The organism is Chitinophaga niastensis (assembly GCF_003014755.1).
GTDB classification, from domain to species: Bacteria; Bacteroidota; Bacteroidia; order Chitinophagales; family Chitinophagaceae; genus Chitinophaga; species Chitinophaga niastensis.
In genome coordinates, this window is the sequence record NZ_PYAW01000007.1 from 156,612 (window position 1) to 176,920 (window position 20,309).

19 protein-coding genes are annotated in these 20,309 nt (G+C 42.8%); 13 read left to right on the forward strand and 6 right to left on the reverse strand.

Features of this window, described 5'->3' with window-relative positions; genetic code table 11:
- The first annotated feature begins 169 nt into the window (after nucleotides 1-169).
- The 3 genes from CLV51_RS24695 to CLV51_RS24705 all read left to right on the forward strand — a co-directional run bounded on the left by CLV51_RS24695 (nucleotide 170) and on the right by CLV51_RS24705 (nucleotide 4,158).
- Nucleotides 170-1,084, forward strand: coding sequence for a helix-turn-helix domain-containing protein (locus tag CLV51_RS24695; protein WP_106530778.1), 915 nt, complete (start codon nucleotides 170-172; stop codon nucleotides 1,082-1,084).
- Nucleotides 1,085-1,169: 85 nt separating this feature from the next.
- Nucleotides 1,170-2,594: a nuclear transport factor 2 family protein gene (locus CLV51_RS24700; RefSeq protein WP_106530779.1), complete on the forward strand. Its 1,425-nt coding sequence runs from the start codon at nucleotides 1,170-1,172 to the stop codon at nucleotides 2,592-2,594.
- A 106-nt stretch (nucleotides 2,595-2,700) separates the two neighbouring features.
- Nucleotides 2,701-4,158, forward strand: coding sequence for a sodium:solute symporter (locus CLV51_RS24705; protein WP_106530780.1), 1,458 nt, complete (start codon nucleotides 2,701-2,703; stop codon nucleotides 4,156-4,158).
- On the opposite strand, the gene CLV51_RS24710 is transcribed toward CLV51_RS24705, so the two are convergent.
- Nucleotides 4,155-5,123 (reverse strand): ion channel, encoded by a 969-nt coding sequence (locus tag CLV51_RS24710; protein ID WP_106530781.1) that lies wholly within the window; start codon nucleotides 5,121-5,123, stop codon nucleotides 4,155-4,157. The genes CLV51_RS24705 and CLV51_RS24710 overlap by 4 nt on opposite strands.
- A gap of 272 nt (nucleotides 5,124-5,395) precedes the next feature.
- Here CLV51_RS24710 and CLV51_RS29245 point away from each other — a divergent pair, with 272 nt between their 5' ends.
- Nucleotides 5,396-5,566, forward strand: coding sequence for a hypothetical protein (locus CLV51_RS29245; protein ID WP_158267144.1), 171 nt, complete (start codon nucleotides 5,396-5,398; stop codon nucleotides 5,564-5,566).
- 83 nt (nucleotides 5,567-5,649) lie between these two features.
- Here the strand turns inward: CLV51_RS29245 and CLV51_RS24715 are convergent, their stop codons facing one another.
- Nucleotides 5,650-6,357 (reverse strand): DsbA family oxidoreductase, encoded by a 708-nt coding sequence (locus tag CLV51_RS24715; protein ID WP_106530782.1) that lies wholly within the window; start codon nucleotides 6,355-6,357, stop codon nucleotides 5,650-5,652.
- Nucleotides 6,358-6,463: 106 nt separating this feature from the next.
- On the opposite strand from CLV51_RS24715, the gene CLV51_RS24720 reads away from it, so the two are divergent.
- Nucleotides 6,464-6,841: a winged helix-turn-helix transcriptional regulator gene (locus CLV51_RS24720; RefSeq protein ID WP_106530783.1), complete on the forward strand. Its 378-nt coding sequence runs from the start codon at nucleotides 6,464-6,466 to the stop codon at nucleotides 6,839-6,841.
- Between the two features lie 65 nt (nucleotides 6,842-6,906).
- On the opposite strand, the gene CLV51_RS24725 is transcribed toward CLV51_RS24720, so the two are convergent.
- Entirely contained in the window at nucleotides 6,907-7,833 is a 927-nt protein-coding gene (locus tag CLV51_RS24725; RefSeq protein WP_158267145.1) for an NADP-dependent oxidoreductase, read from the reverse strand.
- Between the two features lie 122 nt (nucleotides 7,834-7,955).
- On the opposite strand from CLV51_RS24725, the gene CLV51_RS24730 reads away from it, so the two are divergent.
- The 4 genes from CLV51_RS24730 (at nucleotide 7,956) to CLV51_RS24745 (ending at nucleotide 10,834) form a co-directional block, all read left to right on the forward strand.
- Complete coding sequence (locus CLV51_RS24730; RefSeq protein ID WP_106530785.1) at nucleotides 7,956-9,287, forward strand: DEAD/DEAH box helicase; 1,332 nt, start codon at nucleotides 7,956-7,958, stop codon at nucleotides 9,285-9,287.
- A 461-nt stretch (nucleotides 9,288-9,748) separates the two neighbouring features.
- Nucleotides 9,749-10,306: a sigma-70 family RNA polymerase sigma factor gene (locus tag CLV51_RS24735; RefSeq protein ID WP_106530786.1), complete on the forward strand. Its 558-nt coding sequence runs from the start codon at nucleotides 9,749-9,751 to the stop codon at nucleotides 10,304-10,306.
- Nucleotides 10,307-10,342: 36 nt separating this feature from the next.
- Nucleotides 10,343-10,546, forward strand: coding sequence for a hypothetical protein (locus CLV51_RS24740; protein WP_106530787.1), 204 nt, complete (start codon nucleotides 10,343-10,345; stop codon nucleotides 10,544-10,546).
- Nucleotides 10,547-10,576: 30 nt separating this feature from the next.
- Nucleotides 10,577-10,834, forward strand: a complete 258-nt coding sequence (locus CLV51_RS24745) for a hypothetical protein (protein ID WP_106530788.1) — start codon at nucleotides 10,577-10,579, stop codon at nucleotides 10,832-10,834.
- Here the strand turns inward: CLV51_RS24745 and CLV51_RS24750 are convergent.
- Complete coding sequence (locus CLV51_RS24750; RefSeq protein ID WP_106530789.1) at nucleotides 10,827-11,714, reverse strand: LysR substrate-binding domain-containing protein; 888 nt, start codon at nucleotides 11,712-11,714, stop codon at nucleotides 10,827-10,829. The genes CLV51_RS24745 and CLV51_RS24750 overlap by 8 nt on opposite strands.
- A 121-nt stretch (nucleotides 11,715-11,835) precedes the next feature.
- Here CLV51_RS24750 and CLV51_RS24755 point away from each other — a divergent pair, with 121 nt between their 5' ends.
- On the forward strand, nucleotides 11,836-13,080 hold the full coding sequence (locus CLV51_RS24755; protein ID WP_211302113.1) for an MFS transporter: 1,245 nt from the start codon (nucleotides 11,836-11,838) through the stop codon (nucleotides 13,078-13,080).
- Between the two features lie 234 nt (nucleotides 13,081-13,314).
- Here the strand turns inward: CLV51_RS24755 and CLV51_RS24760 are convergent, their stop codons facing one another.
- Nucleotides 13,315-15,750 (reverse strand): TonB-dependent receptor, encoded by a 2,436-nt coding sequence (locus CLV51_RS24760; RefSeq protein WP_106530790.1) that lies wholly within the window; start codon nucleotides 15,748-15,750, stop codon nucleotides 13,315-13,317.
- Nucleotides 15,751-15,800: 50 nt separating this feature from the next.
- Here CLV51_RS24760 and CLV51_RS24765 point away from each other — a divergent pair, with 50 nt between their 5' ends.
- On the forward strand, nucleotides 15,801-16,007 hold the full coding sequence (locus tag CLV51_RS24765; protein WP_106530791.1) for a hypothetical protein: 207 nt from the start codon (nucleotides 15,801-15,803) through the stop codon (nucleotides 16,005-16,007).
- A gap of 48 nt (nucleotides 16,008-16,055) precedes the next feature.
- A complete protein-coding gene (locus tag CLV51_RS24770; protein ID WP_106530792.1) occupies nucleotides 16,056-18,428 on the forward strand; it encodes an ABC transporter permease in 2,373 nt (790 codons plus the stop codon).
- Between the two features lie 4 nt (nucleotides 18,429-18,432).
- Here the strand turns inward: CLV51_RS24770 and CLV51_RS24775 are convergent, their stop codons facing one another.
- On the reverse strand, nucleotides 18,433-19,617 hold the full coding sequence (locus tag CLV51_RS24775) for an acetyltransferase domain-containing protein (RefSeq protein WP_106530793.1): 1,185 nt from the start codon (nucleotides 19,615-19,617) through the stop codon (nucleotides 18,433-18,435).
- 134 nt (nucleotides 19,618-19,751) lie between these two features.
- Between CLV51_RS24775 and CLV51_RS24780 the strand changes: the two genes are divergently transcribed.
- Nucleotides 19,752-20,303 carry a TetR/AcrR family transcriptional regulator gene (locus CLV51_RS24780; RefSeq protein ID WP_106530794.1) on the forward strand — a complete coding sequence of 184 codons (552 nt, stop codon included), beginning with the start codon at nucleotides 19,752-19,754 and terminating at the stop codon, nucleotides 20,301-20,303.
- Nucleotides 20,304-20,309: the final 6 nt, after the last annotated feature.

Here is a 20,309-nt window from a genome sequence, read left to right on the forward strand (position 1 = left end):
TCAACCAAAATTACTAAAATACTTGACAAAAGCAAATTTATTATTTGCCAGAGTCAAGTATTTTTTTTGAGAGATAAATACTACTTATGGACCTAATTTTAATCTGTTGAATGAATATTTATCTGCATCAAAAAATGCCCGATCTTGCGTATATCAAAATCCTTATGTGATGGAACTCATTCCCGATATTGAATCCTATTGCCGTAATATTAATATCCCACCACCGCTGCACCCTCATTTTGATATCCGACGTTTTGCGGACAACATGAAAACGGTACATCAGCAGGTAGCTCCGTTCCGGCATGAGTGTTATGCTATTGCCCTCCGGCTTGCGGGCGGCAACAAACAGGTAAATGGCGCCCCTATGCTGGCCAATCTTTTTTTCAATTCTCCTTACCAGGTAATTTCCTGGGATATTGTAGATGACTGGCAGGGATATTATATCATTTTTGATGCAGATTTTGTAAAAGCCTATCCGCTGTGGCAGCACCTGATGGCGGACTTCCCATATTTCCGGCTGGATAAATCCATCCCTTTTAATATCCCTGAAGAAACAGCTACGCACATAGCGATGTTGCTTGAAAAAATTTTCAGCGAATACCACGGAGATGCCCCGGATAAATTTGCATTCATTTACGCTTATACGCATTTACTGATGCAATATGTAAAACGTTTTTATGACCAGTATTCTTTTGGTACCGGCGAGGCCCTGGAACAAAACCGTACAGCAGATATACAGCTGGTATCACGTTTCCAGACATTGATTGCCAGCGAGTTTTTTCATTCCGGCGATAAAACGGGTACTGACCTTCACTCTCCATCTTATTATGCCAACCTGCTGCATGTACATCCCAATTACCTGAATGCTGCGTGTAAGCGCCTCAGTGGCAAAACGGCCAGTCAGCATATTCAGCAGCACCTGACAGATCTGGCCAGCCAGCTACTGATACAATCAGATAAAAGTATCAAGGAAATATCATGGGAGCTACATTTCAGTGAGGCTACACATTTCAGCGCTTTTTTTAAAAAGCAGTTACAACTTTCCCCTGCACAGTACCGGGCGCAAAAAAGGGTAAATAGTTGAAATTTATCATTTTTTATTTATTTGTCGTTCTACAGCAGTATAACGATTGCAGCATCTTTGTATCACAAACCAAAATGCAAACAAAATGGAAAACGCAACACTCATTAACATCGTTCACAATATATTTGAAAGTACAGATGCCCGCCTTTGGGAAAAAGTACAGGCATCCTTTGCACCTGCTGTGGTACTGGATTACACCTCTCTGGCAGGTGGCACACCAGCCACTTTAACACCCGCACAGATCACCGGCGCCTGGGCCGGATTAATGCCCGGATTCAAAAGTACACACCACCAGATATCCGACTACCGGGTAAGTATACACGAAAATACAGCGGCAGTAAATGCGCGTGGCCTTGCCCTGCATTACTTACCTGGTGCCCCCGGAGGTGAAATATGGGTTATTACCGGCTCTTATGATTTTTCTTTGGAAAATAATCATAATGGCTGGCAGGTAAATAAAATGACCTTTCACCTGGAAGAACAAACCGGCAACCTGCAATTACCCGCACTGGCGCAGCAACGCGTACAGGAAGGTAAAACCTGGATTTCATTTACCGCACCTGCAAATACAGCAGACCGGTTCTTTCAAAGCCTGAACAATAGCAATGCTGTAAGTATCCGTCCGGCCAGCTTTTCCAGCGACGGGCTGGTAATAAAAGGAAAGCTGTATCTCCCTGCATCTTTCCAGGAAAATGCCACCTATCCCACAGTTATTGTTACCGGCAGCTGGACGACTGTAAAGGAACAGATGGCCACTTTATACGCGGAGCAACTGGCAGCACGTGGATTTGTAGCATTGATATTTGATTATCGTCATTATGGAGAAAGTGAAGGCCTGCCAAGAGAATTTGAAAATCCTGTTGAAAAAATTGCGGATCTGCAGGCGGCGGTAAGCTATTTGAGGGGGCTCTCCTTTGTTGACAAGATTGCCTACGTAGGTGTGTGCGCGAGCGCGGCCTATATGGCACATGCCGCAGCAGCCGATAACCGCATCAGTGCATTTGTAAGCATTGCCGGCTGGTTGCACAATGAAGCCTTTATCACCGCCATATACAGCGGTAAGGATGGTGGCGTTGCCGGTTTGCTGGCCGCTTCCGAAGCAGCAGCCAAAACATATGCTGCTACCGGCGAAACAATCTATATTCCTGCGGCCAGTGAAACAGATGCCAGTGCTGCCATGTACATGCCAGGCAGTGGCTTTGATTATTACCTCAATCCTGCCAAAGGCGCTATCCCGGAATGGAAGAACCGACTCGCCGTAATGAGCTGGGGCCCCTGGTTGCGCTTTGATGGCATTGCCGCAGCTACACAGGTAACACAACCTGCGCTACTTATTCATAGTCAGAGCGCCGTTATACCGGATGGTGCGCAGTTGTTTTACGACCAGCTGCCAGGCGAAAAAAATATTACCTGGCTGAATGAATATAACCAAATGGATTTTTACATAACACCTGCAACAGTAGACAAATCGGCTTCCCTGGCGGCTGAGTGGCTGGAAAAACAATTATAATCCCTGTATAAAATCAAACATGTAGCAAAGACGCGAAGATATTATCTTTGCGTCTTTGCTCTTTTGCGCCTTTGCGGGAAAGTAGTATCTTGATTAAATTTGATTTATGTCGCCAGGATTATTATTCTCATTCGTCATTGCCTACTTTGTCATTCTACTGATTGTTGCGTGGTATACGGGCCGCAATTCCAACAATGAATCATTTTTTATCGGTAACCGCAACAGTAACTGGATGCTGGTGGCCTTTGGGATGATTGGTACTTCGCTGAGCGGGGTAACTTTTGTTAGTGTACCGGGAGCTGTTGGCAAAGATGCATTCTCCTATTTTCAGATCACACTGGGATATTTCATTGGTTACATCACTATTGCCTATGTATTGATACCACTCTATTACCGGCTACAGCTCACTTCTATCTATAATTACCTGGATACCCGCTTTGGGAGAAAATCTTATAAAACGGGGGCTTCCTTTTTTATTCTTTCCCGTACACTGGGCGCCACTGCAAGATTATACCTCGTGGTAAGAATATTACAGGATGCGATCCTTTCCAGCTTTGGTGTGCCCTTCTGGCTGACGACCCTTATCATATTATTTATGATACTGCTCTACACTTATGAAGGCGGGGTAAAAACCATTGTATACACCGATACCCTGCAAACTACGTGTATGCTGGCGGGGCTCGTGATCTGTGTAGGATTTATCCTGCATACGATGAACCTTGGCTTTGGCGAAAGTATTGTAGCCATGCAGCAGAAAGGATTGACAAGGATCTTTAATACAGATCCCAACGACAAATTATTTTTTATAAAACAGATACTGGCCGGCGCCTTTATCACTATTACGATGACAGGTCTTGATCAGGAAATGATGCAGAAAAATATCTCTGTAAAAACTTTAAAAGACGCTAAGAAAAATATGGTGTCGCTGGCTTTTATCATGTTAATTGTGATAGGCCTGTTCCTGTTCCTGGGAGGACTGCTGCACCTCTACGCTGCTCAACAACAGGTAACAGTAGATGGTGATAAATTATTTCCTGAACTGGCGCTGCATCATATGCCACCAGTGATTTCCGTAATCTTTATTGTGGCGCTGATCTCTGCACTGTTTCCCAGTGCAGATGGTGCCATGACAGCACTCACTTCTTCTTTCTGCATCGACATACTGGATATGCAGCGCAGAACGGACTGGACAGAAGCGGAGAAGAAAAAGTACCGTCAACGTATACACCTGCTGATGGCATTTATATTCCTGTTATTTGTGATGGTATTTGAGTGGGTGAATAACCAGAGTATGATTGGGGTGATCCTGAAAGTAGCCACCTATACCTACGGACCTTTGCTGGGTCTTTTTGCATTTGGTATTTTAACGAAGCGTCGTGTGAATGATGCACTGGTGCCGGTAGTATGTGTAGCCGCTCCCTTGCTGTGTTTTGTGGTAGACAAATACCAGTCGTTCTTCCTGGGCAATTTTCAGATAGGCCTGGAATTACTGATCATTAATGGGTTATTTACTTTTATCGGATTATTACTAATATCTCATAAAGAAGATCCCAGGGCGCTTTAAGCCCCTGGATCTTCTATTGGTTTTGATGTATTCAGGTGATGTAATTCCAGAATTGTTGTCTTCCCATTTTCACTTTCGCGGTACATCGGTATAAACTTCCTGTTGAACGTTATTTCCTGGTATGTATAAGAAGTACGTTGTATAACCGTATTGGCATATACATCGTTGAAACCTCTTACGGTTACATAAATCTCCACATCTGCATTTTCCAGGTCCTGCGCTGAGAAGCCCAGCAGTGGGCTATCGTCATCGATAGTATGCACTACTGTCCAGTTCATGGACAAGGATTCTATTTTATTTCTTTCCAGGGAGAGTGTATAAAACTGGTACACCGCATTGCCATTATCCTGGATCTGTAATCCTGCTGTAACCAGTACTTCCACATTAGTGAGCGTATGGTGTTCCTTATAGGAGGCGAACCGGAACATCAGCGCTGTTTTACCCTTAAAGGGCGCAATGAGTGCCTCATCGCTGAACAACAGGTGAGCTCTTGGTCTGGAGAAGCGGCCATAGATAAGACCTGTAGCTACTGCAAACGATAAGAAGCCGCTCATGGCTTCTATGGCGGCCGTCATGTTAGCGCCATCACCTATTGGATTTACACGGCCATAACCCACAGTAGTAAAGGTTTCTGTACTGAAGAAAAACAGCTCTTTAAATTTAGCCCAGGTGGTTTGCCCTATGATGCCCTGCAGTTGCTCCGGTCCTAACATCCAGTAAATGCTGGTATACAGCAGGTTGATGGAGAAATAAAAAAGCAGAATCACACAACCGAATTTCCATGCCGGTAAATTCAGTAATGCATGATAGATATTAAACCTGTACATAAATGGGCGGCCTTCGCGGCGTATATTAAAACTCCCGTCACGATTAATAAAACGGCCACCAAAGCCATTTGGATTGGTACCAAAACCAGTGTCATCATTTTTTCTGGAGAAAGGGTTGATTCTTTTCAGGAGCGCCATAACGGATTATTTATGGCGTAAAGCTAAGAAGATATTTATTAATTATCTCCTGGGGGATTGGTGCGAAAAAGGATTACAAATTATACCAATCCAGAAATTACATTCCCGATTTTTGCAACTGAAGATTGGAATGTAATAGAAATTTTCTTCTGTTATTTTTTTCTATTAAGATTCAATTTACAAATGCAGAAAATAATTTCAATTTCTTGCATAAGAAATTTTCAGACCAATGGCTCTTAACTTGAAAATAAATTTTTCTTAACTTTATTATTATGGATAAAGAAACGCAGAAAAAAGTTCATGCCCTTCTTCTCAAAGCGAAGCAATGTGAAGATCGTAACATCAAGGATACCTTGAAGTCAGGGGAAACAAGTTCTCTGGGTAAGGCAATCAAAACCAAAGAACAAGCGCATATATTTATGACAATATTAAAGTCATTATAATTTTTACCATATAAGTAAAACTCGTATAAAAAAGCGTGCAGATAATACCTGCACGCTTTTTATTTTCTCTCGTAATAATAAATTTAATTACACTCCCCATCAGGCGTACAAACCTGTCCTGATAACGTTTCCAGTTCTATCACCGGTTGTGTTTTTTTCCATTCTGTAAAGGCCTGTTCCAATGCCTTTGAAAATGCTTCTACCGGCTGCGCACCTGATACGCCCAGCTTACGGTCCAGTACAAAAAAAGGAACGCCTCTGATACCTAACTGTTGTGCTTCGTTTACATCTTCATTTACAGCAGCGGCATAGTCATTTGACTGGAGAACAGCAGCTACTTCGGTTTTATCCAGGCCTATTTCTGCGCCTAATTCCAGGAGCGTTTGCTGATTGCTCATGTCTTTGCCTTCTGTGAAGTAGGCAGTAAACAATCTTTCTTCTGCGGCATCACCCAGTTGGTGCTTTTTAGCCAGCTGTATCAGGCGATGGGCATCAAATGAATTAGCAATAACTGCTTTATCAAAATTATAGGTCAGCCCTACTTCTTTAGCGGTGTTGGTGAGTTGTGCGTGTACAGACAAGGACCAATCACGGGATTGTCCTTTCATTTCTGCTACGTAATCGTAAACATCCTTATCCGGTTGTGATTTCAGTGCAGGATTCAGCTGAAAGCTCTTCCATTCCACTTCAATTTTATCTTTGCCGGGAAATTGTTCCAGTGCTGCTTCAAACTTCCGTTTGCCGATATAGCAAAACGGGCACATGATGTCAGACCATATTTCTACTTTCATATATTTTATTTAGCATCCAGCTGCAAAGTTAATATATTTGCTATCAAAAAGTAACCAGTTACCTTAAAGTAAGTGCTTTACAAGAGGTAACCAACCTATATTGAAAATGAAGACAGTACTACATGGAGGCTGTGGTGAAACAGCTACCGAACTACATACAGATTGCCACAAGGTAATAATGCCTGTAAGAGATGCGCTGGACGTGATCAGCGGCAAATGGAAGCTGCCTATCATTATTGCAGTTTCCAGGGGACATAAACGTTTCCGGGATATTGAACGCAGTATTCCCAAAATCACTTCCAAGGTACTTTCCAAAGAACTGAAAGACCTAGAAGCACATAAACTGGTAAAACGCACGGTGTACGATAGTCAGCCGGTATCTGTAGAATATACCCTCACGGCTTATGCAGATACACTGGATAGCGTGATAAACGCTCTGCAACAATGGGGCTTGCAGCACCGGAAGAAGATCATTGGGAAATAAATTACGAATTGCGAATTACGGATCGGAGCAATCTTCGCTTATATCCGTAATTCGTAATTATTATATTACTCCTCAGATATCCTCAATACAATCTTCCCTCTGCCGGGACCACCATTTTGACTGTAATCCTGCGCTGCTGCTGCGTGCGACAAAGACTTAAACACCTTGCGAACATAAGGTTTGATCAGTTCCTTGTGCAGCAACTTATCTATTTCTTTCATAGCTGTAACTGTTTTGGTGCCGCCCCATAACGCCCGGATACCCGCTGCTTCCACCTTTTCAGGTGTTGGCATATTAACGATACATAGTAGTAGTCCACCGGGTTTAACCACCGCAATAGACCGATTGGTGGTTTCTCCCCCTACTGTATCAAACACGATGTCCACTGGTGACATCTGTGTTTCAAAAGGGGCCGCTTTATAATCAATCACTTCATTGGCTCCCAGGGAAGTTACAAAATCCATGTTCTCCGCGCTGGCAGTGGCTATTACATAAGCCCCGGCATTAAAAGCCAGTTGTACTGCAAAAAGACCAACCCCACCTGCCCCTGCATGGATCAGGATACGTTGCCCTTTTGTAAGTTTAGCTACATCAAACAAGGCGCCCCAGGCGGTTTTGCCGCCACCCATGGCTGCCGCTTCTTCAAAAGACAAATGCAGTGGTTTGTGGTACAACTGAACGGCCGGTGCTACTGCATAAGCAGCGTAGGAACCGTCTACCGCACCATACACTTCATCTCCTATCTTCATTCCAAATACGCCATCACCAACAGCAGTAACAACGCCGGACGCTTCTACACCGGGCGTAAAAGGCAATGGATGCTGCATCATACCTTCTCTTATCTTCCAATCTATAGGATTTACGCCACTGGCAACAATTTTCAGGAGCACTTCGTCCTTCGCCGGTACTGGAACCGGCACCTCTTCCAAAAAGAGCTGATCGGATGCACCATAGGCGTGTACACGAATAGCAGGTATATGAAGGTTTCGCATGGGTTTCGTTTTTATGTAATTAAAAATAGGGAAAAGTAAGGAGATAAGCATTGCATACCAATCACATAAACGGCAGTTCGGACATTATTTTTTACCTTTGTCCTTCATATTATAGTAGCACAATGACTTTTGGTGATTTAAACCTGAATACTCCTTTATTAAACGCTTTAGATGAATTAGGCTATAAAAGGCCTACCACTATACAACAGCGGGCTTTCTCCGTCATCATGTCCGGTCAGGATGTATGCGGAATTGCGCAAACCGGTACCGGTAAAACATTTGCTTACCTGCTTCCCACCCTTCGTCAATTTAAGTATACGAAAGAGAAATACCCACAGGTGCTGATCATTGTACCCACGAGGGAACTGGTAGTACAGGTAGTAGAAGCGGTAAAAAAACTCACCACCTACATGAACGTAGAGGTGTTGGGTGTATATGGCGGTGTGAACATGAACCCCCAGATGGAGGCAGTAAAAGATAAGCTGGATATACTCGTAGCTACTCCCGGAAGGCTCTACGACATCATTCTCAGCGGTGCGTTGAAAGTTAAATCCATTAAGCGACTGATTATTGACGAGGTGGATGAAATGCTCAACCTGGGCTTCCGGACACAGTTGCGGAACATTATGGACCTGCTTCCTCAAAAAAGACAGAACCTGATGTTTTCTGCTACTATTACTGAAGAGGTAGAGAAAATGATACAGACTCACTTTGCCAATCCGGTAATGATAGAAGCAGCACCAACTGGTACGCCGCTGGAAAATATCGACCAGATTGTGTACAAGGTACCTAACTTCTATACTAAGGTAAACCTGCTGGAACTGCTGATTACAGAAGATGCCAGCATGACAAAGACCCTCATCTTTGCCGCTACCAAACAACTGGCAGATGACCTGCACGAACAGCTGGAGAAAGAGTTTCCGGGCAAAGTAGGGATTATCCACTCCAACAAGGAACAGAACCACCGTTTCAGGACGGTAAATAGCTTCCAGAACGGAGAATACCGTTTTCTGATTGCTACAGATATTATTGCCCGTGGATTAGATATTGCAGAAGTAACACATGTCATCAACTTTGATACCCCCGAGGTACCGGAAAGCTACATACATCGTATAGGCAGAACCGGTAGAGCGGATAAAAAAGGTATTTCCATTTTGCTGACCAAAGATGCAGAACAGGAAGACCTCGAAAGGATAGAAAGCCTGATGAACTACGCTATACCAGTGCAACCTTTACCGGAAGACCTGGTTATTTCTGATGTGCTTACGGAAGATGAGAAACCGAAAATTCACATGCGTAATACATTGGTGAAGGCTCCCAAACGTGAAGATGCAGGCCCTGCTTTCCATCAGAAGCTGGCCAAAAATCTGAAGCGGAACAACAAGGTTACACATAAAGAGAAAATGATGTTGAAGTATGGTAAGCCTAAGAAAAGAGGCGCCAAGAAGAAATAAATCAACAGGTATCCGGATTTTTTGATGTTGAATTTATACATGCAGAGAGATCTGCATTTGAAATAAAATTCAACATCAAAAAATCCGGAAATATTAACGCAGGATCTCCCACTGCATATACCTGGCGCTTTTAGCCACGCAGCTTAATGCATCCCGCACATAATTGTTGCCTCCGCTCCACAAATACATGCTTCAATCCTGATTTTAAGCTTAACTGTCCGATTAACAACTAATTAACAAAAACCTTTGATAATCCGGAATCCGTCCTTGCAAACCAATCGAATATACCCTAGAGCGTCATTGATTGTCTATTTGAATTCCTTTTTTGGCTGACAGTACTTATATATAACAGTAGCGGGCCTTTCAGCTGATACATATCATTTTTCAACCAATTAATCGAATACATTTTCCGACATGGCAGGAATCACACCATTCTGCATATTATCAATTTAAAGCTAAGCATGAGTACCTCAGATAACGATACCGCATTGCTTGCATACTTGAAGACAGGCAGTCTTCAGGCTTTCCGTCATTTTTATTTCACCTACCGGCATTGGCTGTTTCTAACGGCCATGACTATACTAAAAGATGAAATAGAATCACAGGAACTGGTCCAGGAGTTTTTTATCGATTTCTGGCAAAATGATCGTTATCAAAAAATTGATCTTACCAACATTCAGACATTAAAGAATTTTCTTTTTGTAAGTATCAAGAACCGTTGCCTCAACCAAATAGCCAAAGATGCTACCCGCAAAAGAAGGATGAAAGACATTATGCTTCCTGAAGAATATACCCTTCCCAATAATAAATTAGAGAACAATGAATTAAAAGAACTCCTGGAAGGCGCCATCAATCAATTACCGGAACGACAATCACAGGTATTCCGGCTGGCTTACCAGGAGCACAAAACACGCAAAGAAATAGCGGCTTCTATGCAAATCAGTGAAGAAACAGTAAAAAAACAAGTAGCCAACGCCCTCAAAACCTTACGCGCCTACTTAAGAAAAATGCAATTTTAATACCCCGTCAAATTAAATAAGCTGTTAATAGATTGTATGAACAGCTCGGATGAAATATACCGGTTAATGACAGAGAAGCTCGCTGGAGAAATCTCCGCTGTAGATGAACAGTTGCTGGATGAAATAATGGAAGAAGACCCTATAGTGGGTGAAAAATGGAAAGGTATCTATCAGCTCAAAGCATCTACTGAGCCGGCTCCGTGGCTGGATGTGATCAAAATAATCAGGCGATCCAAATAATATTATCAACCACCAAAAACCGAAGTAAATATGATGGACCACTCAAAAGTCATATTCCCCGTGAAACCTTACCAACCGATTATGCTGCACAGAAAATACCAGGCAAAACTAAATGAAATAGCAAAGTACATTACCAGGTATCCCGAACAACCCGATATAGTGGAACACCTCTGTATGGAATTCCAGGTAGCAAAAGAACTGCTGGAAGTCCCGTTTGAACAGGAGTTCAACATCTCATTGGCTGATTTTGTGATAAGGGCGGGAATAACTAAAATACCTGTTATTTAACTGTGTCCTGTATTATTTTCACCAACTCATTAGCAAACAGATCAGCCGCCTTTTTGCGGTAAGTGCCCTTTTGCCAGATGATGTAAGCACGCCGTAGTAACTCCCTGCCTTCAATGGGAATAGCTACCAGGTTCTTCCATCCAATCAGTGCACGCTCATTGAGCAAAGCACCCCAATGTCCCTTTTCTACCAGCGAGAGAATGGAATGCACATCATTTAACTCTATTTTTACCGTGAGTTGGATCTTATGCTTCAGCATCACTTCATCCATAGAATCACGCGCACTAAAGCCTTTGGTTGCGCGGATCAGGTCCATCCCTTTCAGGCTTTGCAGGCTCACCTTTTTTAAAGTAGCCAGCTTATGCTTTTTAGATACCACCATTACAATTTTGGAACTGAAAAGCTCCTGCGTTTCCAGGTCTTTATAAAATGCCTCCTGGTGAAAAGCCAGTACAAAATCCAGCTCCGATGCCCGCAGCTTACGTTCCAGTACTTCCGTAGTACCGTATTCAATGTATATCCTGATGCCCGGATACTTTTCCGGGAAAGAAGTTAAGATAGGCAGCAGCAAAGAAGTAAAGGCATATGTTACGCCTATACGAAGATCCCCGCTGAGCATATTTTGCAGGTCCTGTATCGCCTGTCTCCCCTTTTCCACATCCAGCAGGATTTGCCGGGCATGCAGCAGGAAAACACCACCTGCTTCCGTTAGCTGCACATGTTTCCCTACCCGGTCAAAGAGCAACATGCCCAATTCATTTTCCAGCTGCTTGATTTGTTGCGATAAAGTAGACTGTGTTATATACAATGCCGCAGCAGCATCCGTGAAATGGGCTATTTCAGCGGCTTTTACAAAATAGGTCAGTTGACGGAGTTCCATTGATCAATCGTTTTTACTAATGGATATGATTAAAACAATCTATTTTACAAATATACCCATCTTACCGAAATTTGCATCATGATGACAAAAGGCATACTGCCTTTATAAATATGATAATCAGATGAATATTTTTCGCTCATTAAAATCCCGGAACTTCCGGTTATTCTTTTACGGACAATCAGTTTCTCTCATAGGCACCTGGATGCAAAAAACCGCCGTATGCTGGCTGGTTTATCGCTTAACCAACTCCGCATTGTTACTCGGCGTTGTTAGTTTTGTCAGCCTGATTCCTTCCCTGCTTTTATCACCCTATGCGGGTAGTTATATAGAACGCCATAACCGTTACCGCATACTCGTGATTACACAGATAATTTCCATGATACAGGCCGGTGCACTGGCCATGATGATCCTTTTCCGTAATTATAATATTCCGGGCATCATCCTGCTGTCGCTGGTACAGGGGATTATCAACGCATTTGATGTTACCTGCCGGCAGTCTATGATGGCGGAGATGGTAGAAGAAAAAGACGATTTGCCCAATGCCATTGCCTTAAACTCTACCATGGCTAATTTCGCCCGTATTGCGGGCCCTGCGCTCGCAGGTATTATACTGAGCACCTTTGGAGAGGACTTTTGTTTCCTCAGTAACTTCCTGAGTTATGTGCCCGTATTAATTTCCCTGTTTATGATGAAGATTGTATTACCGCCGGTAGTAAAGTCCGAACGGAGTATCTGGATGGAATTACGGGAAGGTTTTAATTATATTTCGGGAGATAATGACCTGTCATCATTACTACTGATGCTCACAGCGAGTAGTTTATTTGTGATCCCCTTCAACACCCTGATGCCGGTATTTGCAAAGGATCTTTTTAACGGCGACGCCAAAACGTTTAGTTGGTTCGAAAGTGCTGCAGGACTGGGTTCCATCATTTCTGCTATTTATATGGCCAATCTGAAAGGCGGCAAAGACATGGTGAAGATTATGATCACTGCCAGCCTCATATTTGCATTGAGCCTGATACTGCTCTCCTATGCGGCCTGGCTGCCACTGGCCCTGCTGTTCATGTTATTATCCGGCATAGGTATGATGGCACAAACATCTGCCATTAATACTTATATACAAACACATGCCATTCCCAAAATGCGTGCGAGAGCTATCAGCTACTATATCATGGCATACCAGGGCATGATACCGTTAGGTAGCCTGCTCACCGGTGTGCTGGCTCATTTTGTGGGTCCGCGGTTAACGGTATGTATAGCGGGTGTAACAGGCACTGTAGCTACCGTCGTATTTGTTTCCTACCAGAGAAAAAAATTACGAATTACGAATTGCGAATTACGCAATAATAGGGAGATCATCGCGTAGCGCTTCTTTCAAAGTTCTTTATCAATTCTCCCAAAATCCTAATGCTATCCGATCATCATAAGGTATTCCGAAACTGATGCGTATACAATTGGTAAACCGGGTATAATATGGAAGAAGAGATAAAGATGATGTGCAATGCATTGGTATCTATAATAACATCAGGTCCTCTTCCTTAATATTACGAACGTATTGTGCTAAATAGCACAATACGTTCAATACAATGTGTTATTCTTTTTAGAACTTAAATGCCATACTACCGGTAAAGCTTCTCAGCTTCTGCGGATTTACGGTTGTATAACCAATCCAGTAATGCTTATCTGTAATATTATCCATCTTCACGCCTACACGAAAACGTGCATGATCATAAAAGATACTACCGTTCAGCACAGTGTAGGCAGGTAGTATAAATGTACCTATGGTTTTATCATTCACCACTTTATTATCGCTCGCATAATTACCGCCAAAACCAAATCCCAGGCCTCTTACAGCGCCTGTGGATATCCGATAACTGATCCAGAGATTAGCGGAAGCAGGTGCACCCGCAGTTGCAGGACGCAGGCCTTCCACATCTTTTGCTGATGCTTCATACTTTGAATCGTTGTAAGCATATCCGGCCACTATATTTAATCCTTGTACGGGGTTGGCAATCACTTCTGCTTCAAATCCTTTGCTGATCTGTGTTCCATTCTGTATAGAAAAATTAACATGCTCCAGATCCGGGCGCAGGATGTCTTTCACTTTGATGCTGTAATAACTTACTGTACTGGTGATTTTACCATCCAGCAGATACAGCTTTACGCCACCTTCCAGCTGATTAGCCTGTTCCGGCTTAAAGGTTTTATTGGCGGCACTTACTCCCGGCTGATTTTTGAAGCCATTCTGATAGTTACCAAAAATGGATATTTTATCTTTAATAAGTTGGTATACGATTCCGAGTTTGGGAGAAAAAGCAGTCTGGTTGTACCCACCGGTATACGCTCCAAGCGAATCTACGTAAGCACCTTTGTTATCAAAATAATCTATGCGCAGTGCGGCCAGTACCATCAGGTTATCTGTAATATTTAACACGTCCGACGCGTAGGCGCTGTAAGTATTAGAGATGAAACGATTGACATAAGGACTCCCTATTCCGTATTTATCGTATACTTTATCCAGGTTACGGCGATTAAAGTTTGCATATCCTGAAATAACGCCATGAGAAGGAATAGTATCAAATACGCCACCAGCAAATATCTGGTTAGAATTATGATGGAAGAAATCAAGTCCACCGGTGAAACGGTTCCTTAAACTGCCGATCTTAAAATCGCCATTAAAATTATGCTGGATTTCTATTACACGATCAGTAGCATTATCCGTGAACTGATCGTTGCGGGAAATATAGTTACTGCCCACAGCGCCTGCAACTCCCGTTGCTGCCGCATCCGACAACAAATAAGCGTACGGAGAAGGGCCATTTGAAAAACTGTTGGTGGAAGTAATATTAGTATTCATGTTCCATTGATCCGACAGTTTATAGTTCATCTGCCCGAATAAATTGGTACTACGGCCTACCTGGAATAAATCATTACCGGCGTAGTGCCGCTTGTAGTCTATCTTTAACTGATCTGCACGATTAGCACCCAGATCAGCAATAGGCTGCATATAAGGGAAGAAAAATACATTCAACCCGGTATTTTGTCCGGAGAAATATTCTGCATCAAAGAGAAATGACAGGCGGTCATTTACGCGGTAAGACAAGCTGGGTGCAAATGCGAAGCCTTTATGAAAACCGTAATCCTGGAAGCTGCCTTCGTAATCGTAAGCAGTATTTATGCGGAGCAGTACATCATTGTTTTTATCCAGCGGTGTATTTACATCTGCACTCACGCGGTTGAAGCCGTAGCTACCGATGGCATATGCCATTTCCCCGCCAAAATGATCATAAGGCTTTTTAGTAACCCGGTTAATGAGGCCACCATAGGATGTTAAGGTACTTCCAAATAACGTTGCAGAAGGGCCTTTAATGACCTCAACCCGCTCCAGGTTAGCTGCATCTATCTGCGCGCTTACATTACCTGCTATACCGTTGCGTAGCTGGCTCTGTACAATAAAGCCACGGGAGTTAAAATAACTGCCACCATCGCCAACGCGGCCGGTAGCATCCCACATTTTTGTGATACCAGGTGCGTTTTTCATGGCATCATCTACTGAAAACACCAGCTGCTGCTGCAACAGGTCTTTGGTAATAGTGCTGTATACCTGTGGATTCTCCAGGTTTTTCAGTGGCATCTTTGCAACATCATAACTGGATGTTCTGATCAGTTTATTATGATTACCGGTAACCACCACCTCCTTCAGGGCTTTGCTGGATACGTCCAGTTTTAGCTTAATAGTGTTTGTTTTGCTGGCAACAACCAGCACCTGCTCCACCACTGTTTTATAACCCATGAGCGTTACTTCCAGGTGATAATTGCCTGGTTTCAACTGATCAAATACAAAGGAACCATCTGTTTCCGTAATCACTGTTTCATTGGTTTCTTTTAATAGTACAACCACGTCGGTGGCGGATTTCCCGTCGGTCGTCAACACCTTGCCTTTGATGGTGCCGGTATTTTCATCTGTTGCAAAAATTATAGAAGGAATAAAAAGAAGAATTGTTATTATCAACCCGAAGCCGGTCTGTTTTTTCATATAATACACATTTTAGAAATGCAAAATTGATGAAAGCATAACCGGGTATTATGTCCGATCAGGAATTAGATTTACGCGATAGGGAATTTTATGATTTCAGAAAACATTACATAGACTTACATCTGAAAAACGACAAACCGGATCTTGACCCGGTGCTGTTTATCTGTTCAGAAACGGACACTATTCGTTTAAAAACGGACATCAGCAGTTATTCAAATTATTCATTATCAACTGTTACAGCCATGGCATTATCTTAGCGCCAGGTGGAATTATATTATATTTACTAATTGTGTAAATACCGCGGCATGTTTAAAAATTACTTCAAAACAACTTTAAGAGGTCTTTGGAAAAATAAGACCTATAGTTTTCTGAACATCTTTGGTTTAGCTATTGGTATTGTTTGCGCCAGTGTGATTTTTTTATGGGTAGAAGATGAAATGACCTTTGATAATTCTCATGTAAAAAAGGACAGGATTTACCAGGTGATGGGAAACTGGGTATATGATGCCAGTATCCGCACCTTCTCCTCTACCCCTTATGTGCTCGCTCCTTCTATCAAATCTGATATTCCGGGGATCAAAACTACTTGTCGTACTACGGAAGATCCCACTTCCAAATTGTTTACCATAGGAGACAAGACGCTCTATGCCCAGGGACTTTATGCAGATGCAACGTTGTTTAATATATTTACGCTCCCCTTTGTGCAAGGCAGTGCCGGTAATCCTTTCCCGCAATTGTACGCTATTGTAATCACGGAGAAAACGTCAAAGAAATTTTTTGGAGAAGATAAAAATGTAATCGGTAAAACCATCGTTTTAGATAACAAGCAGCCTTATGTAGTATCAGGTGTTATAAAAGATATACCTGAAAATTCTACCCTTCAGTTTGAATGGGTAGCGCCTATTGAAATTTATTACCATGCCAATCCTTACCTGATTCATTGGACGGCCAATGCGTTGAGCACTTATGTAGAACTATCTCCCACGGCCAATGTAGCAGCCATTAATAAATCACTCCTCAATTATATCCAAAACAGGGAACCCGCAGCTATTAACCATGCCTTTTTATTTGGCATGAATGACTGGCGCCTGCATGGCCGGTTTGTTGGTGGAAAGCAAAGTGGTGGCCGTATTGAATATGTACATTTATTTTCTCTCATCGCCTGGATCATTCTTCTTATTGCTTGCATCAATTTCATGAACCTGGCGACAGCACGTAGTGAAAAGCGGGCCAAAGAAGTGGGTATCCGCAAGGTAATGGGTGCAGGAAAAGGTAAGCTGGTAACACAGTTTATCAGCGAAGCATTGTTCCTGTCTTTCCTGGCCGCCTGTATCGCTGTGCTGATCCTCTATCTGGTATTGCCCGTATTCAATGCTTTAGTAGAAAAAAATCTGTCGGTAAGCCTGGAGAATCCGCTGCATCAATTGCTCCTGTTGGCTATAACAGTTATATGCGGACTTGTAGCAGGTAGTTATCCTTCGCTGTATTTATCTTCTTTCAATCCTATCTTTGTTTTAAAAGGTATTAAATTAAAAACAGGTAGTGCAGCCTTTATCCGCAAAGGTTTGGTGGTAGCGCAATTTACAATTTCCATTGTATTGATCATTAGTACTATTATTATTTTCCAACAAATACAACATGTAAAAAACAGGAACCTTGGATTTAATAAAGAGAACCTGATTGTTACTGAAACGCAGGGAAATATGGTGCAAAGCTTTGCTGCCATAAGAGAAGCACTGATGAACACAGGGATGGTGCAAAATGCAGCACTGGCAGATCATGGTACTATTTATGACGGCAATAACACCAGTGCTATTGATTGGGCAGGAAAGCCTGCAACAGATAAAATTCTTATTTCACAACGATTAATAAGCCCTGAGTTCATTAGTACTTCCGGGATGAAAATAGTGTCAGGCAGGGACTTTAACCCGGTGGCTGCCTCCAATGGCATGGATGTATTGATCACCGAATCTTTGGAAAAGGTGATGGGTAAAGGAAGTGCGCTCGGTAAAATATTGCTGACGCCTGATAAGGATACCGTGTATCGCTCAAAAGTGGTTGGTGTAGTAAAAGATTACGTATATGGCAATATGTATGGCAAACCGGATCCTGTTATGTTTTACTGTATGCCCCAGGCTGCCACACTGCTTTATGTGCGTATGAATGCCGGTATAGACAAGGAAAAAGCATTAGGTAAAATAGAAGCAGTACTGAAGCACAATAATCCAGGCTATCCTTTCTCCTACCAATTTGTGGATGATCAGTTCAATGCCATCTTTGTTAATGAAGCACTGATACAGAAATTATCCCGGCTATTTGCCGCACTGGCTATTATTATCAGCTGTCTTGGTTTATTTGGCCTTGCTGCTTATACTGCAGAACGCAGAACAAAAGAAATAGGCATCCGCAAGGTATTGGGTGCCAGTGTTAGCGGTATCACGGGTTTACTCTCCAAAGATTTTCTGAAACTGATAGGTCTTTCTGCAGTCATCGCCTTCCCTATTGCCTGGTATGTGATGGATCGCTGGTTGCAACAGTATAATTACCGCGTGGAAATTCACTACTGGGTATTTGGATTAGCGGGCATATTGGCTATTGCAATTGCCTTGCTCACCATCGGTTTCCAGTCGGTTAAAGCCGCACTGATGAATCCTGTTGTAAGTCTGAAAGCAGAATAACCTTTTATACATAACTCAGCCACCAGTAGCCACGCCTTGCCTTCTTCCAGGCTGCAAACCATTTACAGGGAGCATATAGCGTGGCTACTGTCAGCAACCATATCCCATAAACAACAGGCAGTCCGTATCCAAAATCATCGGGCCTGAATCCCAAAATAGAATTTGGGGAATAAGCCTGTTGCATGGTATGACCTGATGCAAAAAAAACGATTACCAAAAGACAATGCAGCATGTAAAAATGCAGGATATAATAAAAGAACGGTACACTGCCGTATACTGATGCAATCCTTGCCCACGCCCCTTTTACATGCTCCATAAAAGCCATGGCCAGCAAAGCCGGGCCAATCGTCATGGACGCAAATTGTAAGGAAGGCGGATACTTGCTGGTGTTTAAAAACGCAAGTATATCTCTCCCAAAATTACGCTGTAATTCCCATGGCTGTGGATTTCCGTAGCTATTAATAAAGCGCAGAACAATAAACAATACGATCAGTGACGCACCGGTATACGCCAATATGCGTTTCCTCTTTTCCGGGTCGGCATCTTTTCTGAAAAAATATCCCAGGCAATAACCCAGCAACATGATGCCTGTCCATGGAAATATGGCGTAAAAGTCGCCCGCCGTGTGATTTGCATCAATAGGCACCGGAGTGAACTGTGAGGTAAATAATACCTTCCACCAGATATTAGCAGCCCCGGATGCAGGCAAGGGCATTGCATCCAGCAGGTTATGCCCGAAAAACAATATCAATCCGGCGATCAGCACCGTATTAAAAGAAATCCGGCTTAATACTCCCAGTACCACCATACTCCAGCCGATGGCCCATATTACCTGCAATAAGATGAAGCTATAGGAGGGATTAAAAGTTATTCCCAGGGTGACAATGGTGATTTCCATCAGCACCAGCCATAAGCCCCGTTTGATTAAAAACAGGCTGGCCACTGGTTTCGTTCTGTTTTGTGCCGCCAGGTAGGCAGACATACCCGACAGTAAAACAAAGGTAGGGGCACAAAAATGTGTTATCCACCTCGTAAAATATAACCAGACGGTAGTAGTGGCGGGGTCCAGGGGATCTGCTATAACTGTTTTATGAAAATAGTCACGTGTATGATCCAGTGCCATTACGATCATTACAATGCCCCGAAGAATATCGATGGAAACGATACGGTTAGATGTGTTGGTTGACATAACGAGGTTATAAATTATATATACAATATAAGCTTTTATTATCAACAAAGCTATTGGTTGACATAGCCGGTAACTATCAATATTTGCTTACTTACTACTAAGTAAGTATATTGCGCCCTGTCAAGCAATTAATTATGTCAGCAACAAAAGAAAAGATTGTTGCCATGGCCGATCGCCTGGTAAGAACAAAAGGGTTCAATGCCTTTAGCTATAAGGACATTGCTGCCCCCTTAGACGTTAAAAATGCAGCCATACATTATCATTTTCCTGCCAAGTCAGATCTGGGCATAGGTGTGATTGATAACGAGATCACAAAGTTTGCTGCCAGCACTGCAAAATGGAAAAAGTTGCCGGAAGATGAGCAGCTTGTTAAACTATTTGATGTATTCCGTAAACACAATCATGCTGGTAATATCTGTTTAATGGGATCGCTGGCAACGGATTACGAAACGCTCTCGCCGGAGATGCAGCAAAGGGTGCACCAGATGGGCAGTAGTATTTTGCAATGGTTAACGAATTGTCTTGAACAAGGCAGAAAAAATAAACGTATACACTTTAAAGGAACAGCAGAGGCACGGGCATTAATGATTATGTCCAATTTGCAATCTTCTTTGTTATTATCCAGGGTATTAGGTCCGGCGGCTTTTAAAAAGATCGCCGCCCAGTTATTAGCAGACCTCTGTTAAAAAAAA

Bases quoted from the DNA above. Each gene is read 5' to 3' on its own strand.
- CLV51_RS24705 (WP_106530780.1), top strand. From the start codon at position 2,701: ATGTCGCCAGGATTATTATTCTCATTCGTCATTGCCTACTTTGTCATT.
- CLV51_RS24700 (WP_106530779.1), top strand. From the start codon at position 1,170: ATGGAAAACGCAACACTCATTAACATCGTTCACAATATATTTGAAAGT.
- CLV51_RS24710 (WP_106530781.1), bottom strand. From the start codon at position 5,123: ATGGCGCTCCTGAAAAGAATCAACCCTTTCTCCAGAAAAAATGATGAC.
- CLV51_RS24755 (WP_211302113.1), top strand. From the start codon at position 11,836: ATGAATATTTTTCGCTCATTAAAATCCCGGAACTTCCGGTTATTCTTT.
- CLV51_RS24715 (WP_106530782.1), bottom strand. From the start codon at position 6,357: ATGAAAGTAGAAATATGGTCTGACATCATGTGCCCGTTTTGCTATATC.
- CLV51_RS24720 (WP_106530783.1), top strand. From the start codon at position 6,464: ATGAAGACAGTACTACATGGAGGCTGTGGTGAAACAGCTACCGAACTA.
- CLV51_RS29245 (WP_158267144.1), top strand. From the start codon at position 5,396: ATGGATAAAGAAACGCAGAAAAAAGTTCATGCCCTTCTTCTCAAAGCG.
- CLV51_RS24695 (WP_106530778.1), top strand. From the start codon at position 170: ATGGAACTCATTCCCGATATTGAATCCTATTGCCGTAATATTAATATC.
- CLV51_RS24730 (WP_106530785.1), top strand. From the start codon at position 7,956: ATGACTTTTGGTGATTTAAACCTGAATACTCCTTTATTAAACGCTTTA.
- CLV51_RS24740 (WP_106530787.1), top strand. From the start codon at position 10,343: ATGAACAGCTCGGATGAAATATACCGGTTAATGACAGAGAAGCTCGCT.
- CLV51_RS24735 (WP_106530786.1), top strand. From the start codon at position 9,749: ATGAGTACCTCAGATAACGATACCGCATTGCTTGCATACTTGAAGACA.
- CLV51_RS24725 (WP_158267145.1), bottom strand. From the start codon at position 7,833: ATGCGAAACCTTCATATACCTGCTATTCGTGTACACGCCTATGGTGCA.
- CLV51_RS24750 (WP_106530789.1), bottom strand. From the start codon at position 11,714: ATGGAACTCCGTCAACTGACCTATTTTGTAAAAGCCGCTGAAATAGCC.
- CLV51_RS24780 (WP_106530794.1), top strand. From the start codon at position 19,752: ATGTCAGCAACAAAAGAAAAGATTGTTGCCATGGCCGATCGCCTGGTA.
- CLV51_RS24775 (WP_106530793.1), bottom strand. From the start codon at position 19,617: ATGTCAACCAACACATCTAACCGTATCGTTTCCATCGATATTCTTCGG.
- CLV51_RS24745 (WP_106530788.1), top strand. From the start codon at position 10,577: ATGATGGACCACTCAAAAGTCATATTCCCCGTGAAACCTTACCAACCG.
- CLV51_RS24760 (WP_106530790.1), bottom strand. From the start codon at position 15,750: ATGAAAAAACAGACCGGCTTCGGGTTGATAATAACAATTCTTCTTTTT.
- CLV51_RS24770 (WP_106530792.1), top strand. From the start codon at position 16,056: ATGTTTAAAAATTACTTCAAAACAACTTTAAGAGGTCTTTGGAAAAAT.
- CLV51_RS24765 (WP_106530791.1), top strand. From the start codon at position 15,801: ATGTCCGATCAGGAATTAGATTTACGCGATAGGGAATTTTATGATTTC.